The sequence below is a fragment of the Kribbella sp. genome (genome assembly GCF_035655035.1).
In the GTDB taxonomy this organism is placed as follows: Bacteria; Actinomycetota; Actinomycetes; order Propionibacteriales; family Kribbellaceae; genus Kribbella.
Genome location: NZ_DASRVN010000450.1, coordinates 1 through 5,602, shown reverse-complemented (window position 1 = coordinate 5,602; position 5,602 = coordinate 1). Strand labels below are relative to the sequence as shown.

Below are 5,602 nucleotides of genomic sequence, written 5' to 3'. Positions count from 1 at the left end.
GTCGGTGCCGTCGGACGGCAGCCCGCCGAGGCTCATGCTGATCACCTTCGCGCCCTGCTGGACGGCCCACTCCATCCCGGCGATCGCCTCGGAGTCGTACCCGCCGCCGCCGTTGTCGAGCACCTTGCCGATCAGCAGCTCGGCCCCCGGCGCGACGCCCTTGCGCTTGCCGTCGGACGCCGTACCGAGGCCGGCGACGATCGAGGCCGTGTGGGTGCCGTGACCGTGCAGGTCCTGGACGGCCTGGCCCGGGACGAAGCTCTCGGACGCGACGACCTGCTTGGCCAGGTCGGGGTGCCCGGCGTCGTACCCGGTGTCGAGGACGGCGACCTTCACGCCGTGGCCGTCGTACCCCTGCTTCCAGGCCGTGGGCGCGCCGATCTGCGGCATCGACTGCTCGTCGGTGGCGTGCGTACGGCCGTCCAGCCAGATCTTGCTGAGCTGGCTCGACTTGAACGTGGTCGGTCCGCTGACGCCGTTCCAGAAGGTCTTGGCGTCGGACTTCTGCACGGAGACGGCGGTGCTTCCGACGCTGGGGAGGGTACGGCGTACCGTGGCGGCCGCCGTACTACGGACCGTGGCCGCGGAGCCGGTGACGAGAAGCGGGAGCTTGTCGCTGCTCGCGTCGTCGTACCCCTGCGCCGCCAGCTCTGTCAGGTTGAACAGGCGCTTGTCGAGGCGGCCCGCGGAGAGCAACGGGTAGGCCTCGGCGGGGATCAGCGTGACCTCACCGTCGAACGTGCCGAAGTAGTACGGCTCGTCGCCCAGCAGGCGGGCCGAGACCTGGCCGGCCGAGTTCGTGGTCAGCTCGGCGACGTCGCCGGTGACCAGCGTGATCCGCTTGCTGGTCGCACCGGGCGTCGGTTGGACGCCCGGTGCGGTGCCGGCGGGTGGTCCGGCGTTCGCGGCGGTCGGCAGTAACAGGGATCCTGCGACCGCCGCGGCGAGCAGACCCGTCGCGACCCGGGACAATCGGGAAAACATAGGACACCTCCCGATGCCCCGACCCACGCGAGGCCATCGTCAGGCACCCTGACAGTTGCCCTCAGTCCCGGTCCACCGTTACCTCTGACCTACATCCGCCATGACCGGATCTGGTCAGGCGCGTCCGGATCAGGCGAAGCGCTTGGCGATGCGTTCGGCGCGCTCCAGCAGGTCCAGGTCGTAGGCGACGCCGGGGACGTAGAAGATCACGTAGTCGGCGCCGGCCTCGAGGACCGCCTCGACCTTGTCCGCGATCTCGTCCTCGGTGGCGATCAGGTTGTCCCGGTCGAACTTCTCCCGGTTCATCGGGCCGAGCGCCTTCGCGGTCGCCTTCTGCGGGTCGTCACCCTTGTCGATCGGGAAGATGTTGAAGTTCGTCGACTTGATGATCTCCTCGTAGTCCCGGCCGACCTTCTGGCAGTGGCCGCGGAGGATGTCGGCCTTCTCCCGGAAGGTCTCCGGGTTGCCGCCGCCGATGTTCGCGGCGTCGGCGTACTGCGCGACCAGCTTCAGCGTGACCTTCGGGCCGCCGCCGCCGATCCAGAAGCTCGGGTGCGGCTTGCGGACACCCTTCGGCTCGTTGATCGGGGCGTCGATCGAGTAGTGCTTGCCCTTGTAGACCGGCTTGTCCTCGGTCCACATCTTGTAGATGATCTCGGTCGCCTCGCGGAACGCGGCCATCCGGGTCGGGATGTCGGTCCACTCGTAGCCGTACGCCTTCCACTCGTGCTCGTACCAGCCGGCGCCGATCCCGGCGTACAGGCGGCCGTGGCTGGCAACGTCGACGGTGGACGCGATCTTCGCGTACAGCGCCGGGTTGCGGTACCCGTTGCAGCCGACCATCTGGCCGATGTTCACCCGCTTGGTGTCGCGGGCCAGCGCGGCGGTCGCGCTCCAGCACTCGAACGTGGTGTTGTCACTCGGCTCCGGCACCGTGTGGAAGTGGTCGAACAGCCAGATCGAGTCCCAGGACTGCTCGTCGGCCCGCTTCGCGACCGCGGTCATCGCCTCCCACTGCTCGATCGGATCCGCGATCTCCGCCAGATCCATCTTCCAGCCCTGCGGTACGAAAACCCCGAAACGTGTAGTCATGCCGCCATCCTTTCGACAGATGGCGGCATCGGTCCATGAATACGAGTACTGAATTCGTTCTCAATCGGACCACTACGACTTCTTAATTCGCGTTCAGCACCCCGGCTCCGGAGCCCGGCTCGCTGCGGTGTACGGCGCGGGCCGCGAGCAGCGCGTTCAGCGCGACCGGGGCGAGGCGGCCGCCGAACTGCTGCCGGGTCAGGGCGGCGACACCCGCGGCGGTCGGCGCGGACGCCGACGTACCGAAGAAGCGGCAGGCGCCCTCGGTGGTGGTCGGGCAGCTGCCCGAGCCGAAGCCGCCCGCGCCGCTGACCGACTCGCCGTCGCCGGCCAGCCAGTTCGGCGCCGGGAAGCTCAGCGCGCCGGCGCCCGGGATGCCGTTGCACGGACCCGGCCTGCCGCCCGGGCAGCGGGTGGTGGTGAGGAACTGCACCGGACCGGCGGCGCTGTACGGCTCGACCGGGGCGGTCTTCGGGTCGGTCGACACGCTCGCGTTCACGGCTCCCGCGCTGGTGGCGAAGACCGTGTAGTTCGAGTCCGGGTTCAGCGAGCCGGCCGCGTCGGTCGGGTCGAGCGTCTGCACGCCGGCCGACAGCGCCCGCCAGCGCAGGTCGAGGACCGGCGCCTTGCGCGCGGTCGACGTACCGGCGACGTTCACCACCAGCTTCGCCTTCTGCGCCGCGCCGGTCGTGTTGAAGTACTGGAACTGCTCGATCGTGTCGCCGACGCCGTTCGCCTGGACGTTCGTGCTGGACGCGAGGCACTTGGTGCCGGTGCTGTCCATCAGGTACAGGTTCAGGTCGGTGAACCCGCCCTGTCCGGCGGTCGGGTAGATCGCCCGCGGCTCGCTCCACTGCAGCGTCGGCAGGATCCCGGCGCCGGGCAGCAGGTTCAGGTCGTACGTCGTGTCGTCGCCGCGCAGCTTCACCACGTTGTCCGGGTCCTTCGGGCAGCCCGTGTACGGGCCGGTGACGCCGTCGGGGCCCTTGCCGGTGCCGACCGCCGTGACGCGCGGCGCGTGCCGGTTGCCGAGGTTGCCGGACGACGAGCTGACCCAGATCCCGTGCTTCGCCAGCGCCTCGGCCGTCGCGGCGCCGAGGCCCTGCTGGAACACCGGCTCGTCGTCGAGCGCGATGTCCTCGGAGATCATCGTGACGCCCGCGTTCGCCAGCACGTGGAACGCCTCGAAGTAGTCGGCGTTGGTGTCCAGCGTGCTCGCGAACGCCAGCTTCGCGTCCGGCGCGAGGTCGTGGATGATCTCCATCATCGCGGTGCCCTCATCGTTGTCGTACGACGCGCTCCGCAGCACCTGGGTGTCCGGGGGCAGCTCACCCGCGGCGATCGCCTCCGCGACGTGGTCGGCGTCGCCGGAGATCACGCCGATCTTCTGGCCGCGGCCGGTCAGCCCGCGGGCCTGGGCCTTGTCGGCCTGGTGCAACTGGACGCCCTCGGCGGTGATCGGGCCGACGTCCACGGCGGGACGCAGCGCCGGGCGCAGGGCGCTGACCCAGCCGAGCGCGGCGACCGCGTCGAGCTTGTCGTACGGGACGGTCGCGGAGACCAGGCCGGTGGTCGGCAGGTCGATCGTGCTCGTGAAGTCGGCGGCGTTCTTCTCGACGGAGACGCCGAGCGCGGTCAGCTGGTCCTGCTGCGCGGCGGTGATCGGCGCGGCGGCGTACACCTGAACGCCGACCCGGCCGTTGCCCTCGACCCCCATCGCCCGGGCAGCCACCCCCTTCTGCTTGGCAGCCGCGGCCTTGGCAGCGTCCCGAAGCATCGACGGCACCTTCGCGGCCGACGCCGGGTCGGCCGCCGGATCCCGCGGCGCCGCGGTAGCCGGCGCAACCATCGCCAACGGAACCATCAACATGATGCTGCTCAACACATACCGGAGCTTCATACGGTGAGTCCTCTCCCCCTCTGAGCGGTCGCGACCCACAGTCATCTACCCACCAACCACCTGTCCAGTCCCTGCGTCGTACCTCTCCAAAGGAGGCTTCACCATCACAACCCCAAAGTTCACGCAACTGTTCACGCACATGCGGCTGGTCGGATGTACGGCGGCGCCGCGGTCAGCGGACTGACCGCGGCGCCGGGTGGTGGTGTCAGCGGGTGATCTTGGCGGCTGCCTGGCGGGCGAGTTTGTCGAAGTTGGGGGCGGGGACGCCGGGGCCCATTTCGCGGAAGGCGAGGACGGAGACGTTGCGGCCCTTGAGGGTGATGGCGTAGGGGAAGCCGCCGGCTTCGCTGCCGGGGTCGTTGGGCTTCGGGTAGTCGTACCAGCGGATAACCTGGGTGAGGTCGCCGGAGGCACCCTTCACGACGCGGTTCTCGGTGATCTTGCGGGCGTGGGTCGGCGCCGGCTTGCTGTACGTGCAGGTCTTGAGCGTCGCGATGACCGAGTTGTACGCCGCCCGCGCGCTCGCCGCGTTCGCGTACTGGCTCACGTACTGCGCGCCGTACGCGTCCATCTCGTCGGTGAAGCCGCGCGCCATCCGCGCCGACACGTGCTTGCCCTCGGTCGACGCCGGGCCGCAGTACGTCGACGGCAGGATGCCCTTGTCCACCTGCAGGCTCCAATGGCGGCGCGCGTCCGCCTGCTTCACCTGCCCGACGGTCAGCAGCTGCGAACGGCTCAGCGCCGTCGCGCTCGTGGTGGCCGCGCCGGCCCCCTGCGTCGCCACCAGGCTGAGCCCCACGGCCAGCGCCGCCGTCGCCGCACCGGTCGCGACCACGCCCCGACGGATGCCCCAAGCAACCTTCATGGTTTGTTTCCCCTCGTTTTCGATCGGTTGTCCCTGGTAGACGACCGTGCCAAGGGAAAAAGTTGCCCCGGTCTAGACAGAAATACGGGACCGTAACCGGCGGAGCATCCGCGGGTCCTCGAAGCCGACCGCCCGCGCCGCCGACTCGACCGTGCTGCCGTGGCCGATCAGGTGCGCGGCGTGTTCCACCCGGAGCAGCTGCTGGTAGCGCAGCGGCGTCAGCCCGGTCGCAGTCGTGAAGATCCGAGTCAGCGTGCGTTCGCTGACGCCGACGTCCCCGGCCAGTTCGGCGAGCGGGAGCTTGTCGGCGTACCGGGCGTCGATCACGTCCTGGACGCGGTGCGCGAGGTCGCTCAGGTGGTCGCGGTGCCGGAGCATCGCGGACTCCTGCAGCTCGTCGCCGTTCCGCCGGGCGTACACGACCATCTCCCGCGCCACCCGGGCGGCCGCCTCCGCGCCGCGGCCGACCGCGACCAGGTGCAGCGCGAGGTCGATGCCGCTCGCGATGCCGGCGGACGTGATGACGCGATCGTCCTCGACGTACAGGACGTCCCGGACGATGGTCGCCCGTGGATAGCGAGCGGCCAGCTCGTCGGTCAGGTCGTGGTGGGTGGTGAAGCGCCGCCCGTCGAGCAGGCCGGCCCAGCCGAGCGCATCAGCACCCGAGCAGACGCTCGCAACCGTTCCGCCCTTTGCGTGATGGGTGCGCAGTCGCTGCCGGAACTCCGGTCCGATCGGCGGCTCCGGCGACAGCCGCGGCG

Annotated in this window: 5 protein-coding genes; all 5 read right to left on the bottom strand. The window is 70.1% G+C overall.

Annotated features, from left to right (window positions below):
• A partial coding sequence (locus tag VFF46_RS24735) for a S8 family serine peptidase (protein WP_325039594.1) occupies positions 1-984 on the bottom strand: 984 nt, incomplete at its 3' end.
• 129 nt (positions 985-1,113) lie between these two features.
• Positions 1,114-2,076, bottom strand: a complete 963-nt coding sequence (locus VFF46_RS24730) for an LLM class F420-dependent oxidoreductase (RefSeq protein ID WP_325039593.1) — start codon at positions 2,074-2,076, stop codon at positions 1,114-1,116.
• Between the two features lie 82 nt (positions 2,077-2,158).
• Positions 2,159-3,976, bottom strand: coding sequence for a S8 family serine peptidase (locus VFF46_RS24725; RefSeq protein WP_325039592.1), 1,818 nt, complete (start codon positions 3,974-3,976; stop codon positions 2,159-2,161).
• A gap of 205 nt (positions 3,977-4,181) precedes the next feature.
• Positions 4,182-4,841: a hypothetical protein gene (locus VFF46_RS24720; RefSeq protein WP_325039591.1), complete on the bottom strand. Its 660-nt coding sequence runs from the start codon at positions 4,839-4,841 to the stop codon at positions 4,182-4,184.
• 72 nt (positions 4,842-4,913) lie between these two features.
• Positions 4,914-5,602: GlxA family transcriptional regulator (locus VFF46_RS24715; RefSeq protein WP_325039590.1), on the bottom strand; the 689-nt coding region annotated here is incomplete at its 5' end.

Coding starts and splice junctions, on each gene's coding strand:
- VFF46_RS24720 (WP_325039591.1), bottom strand. CDS start 4,841: ATGAAGGTTGCTTGGGGCATCCGTCGGGGCGTGGTCGCGACCGGTGCG.
- VFF46_RS24730 (WP_325039593.1), bottom strand. CDS start 2,076: ATGACTACACGTTTCGGGGTTTTCGTACCGCAGGGCTGGAAGATGGAT.
- VFF46_RS24725 (WP_325039592.1), bottom strand. CDS start 3,976: ATGAAGCTCCGGTATGTGTTGAGCAGCATCATGTTGATGGTTCCGTTG.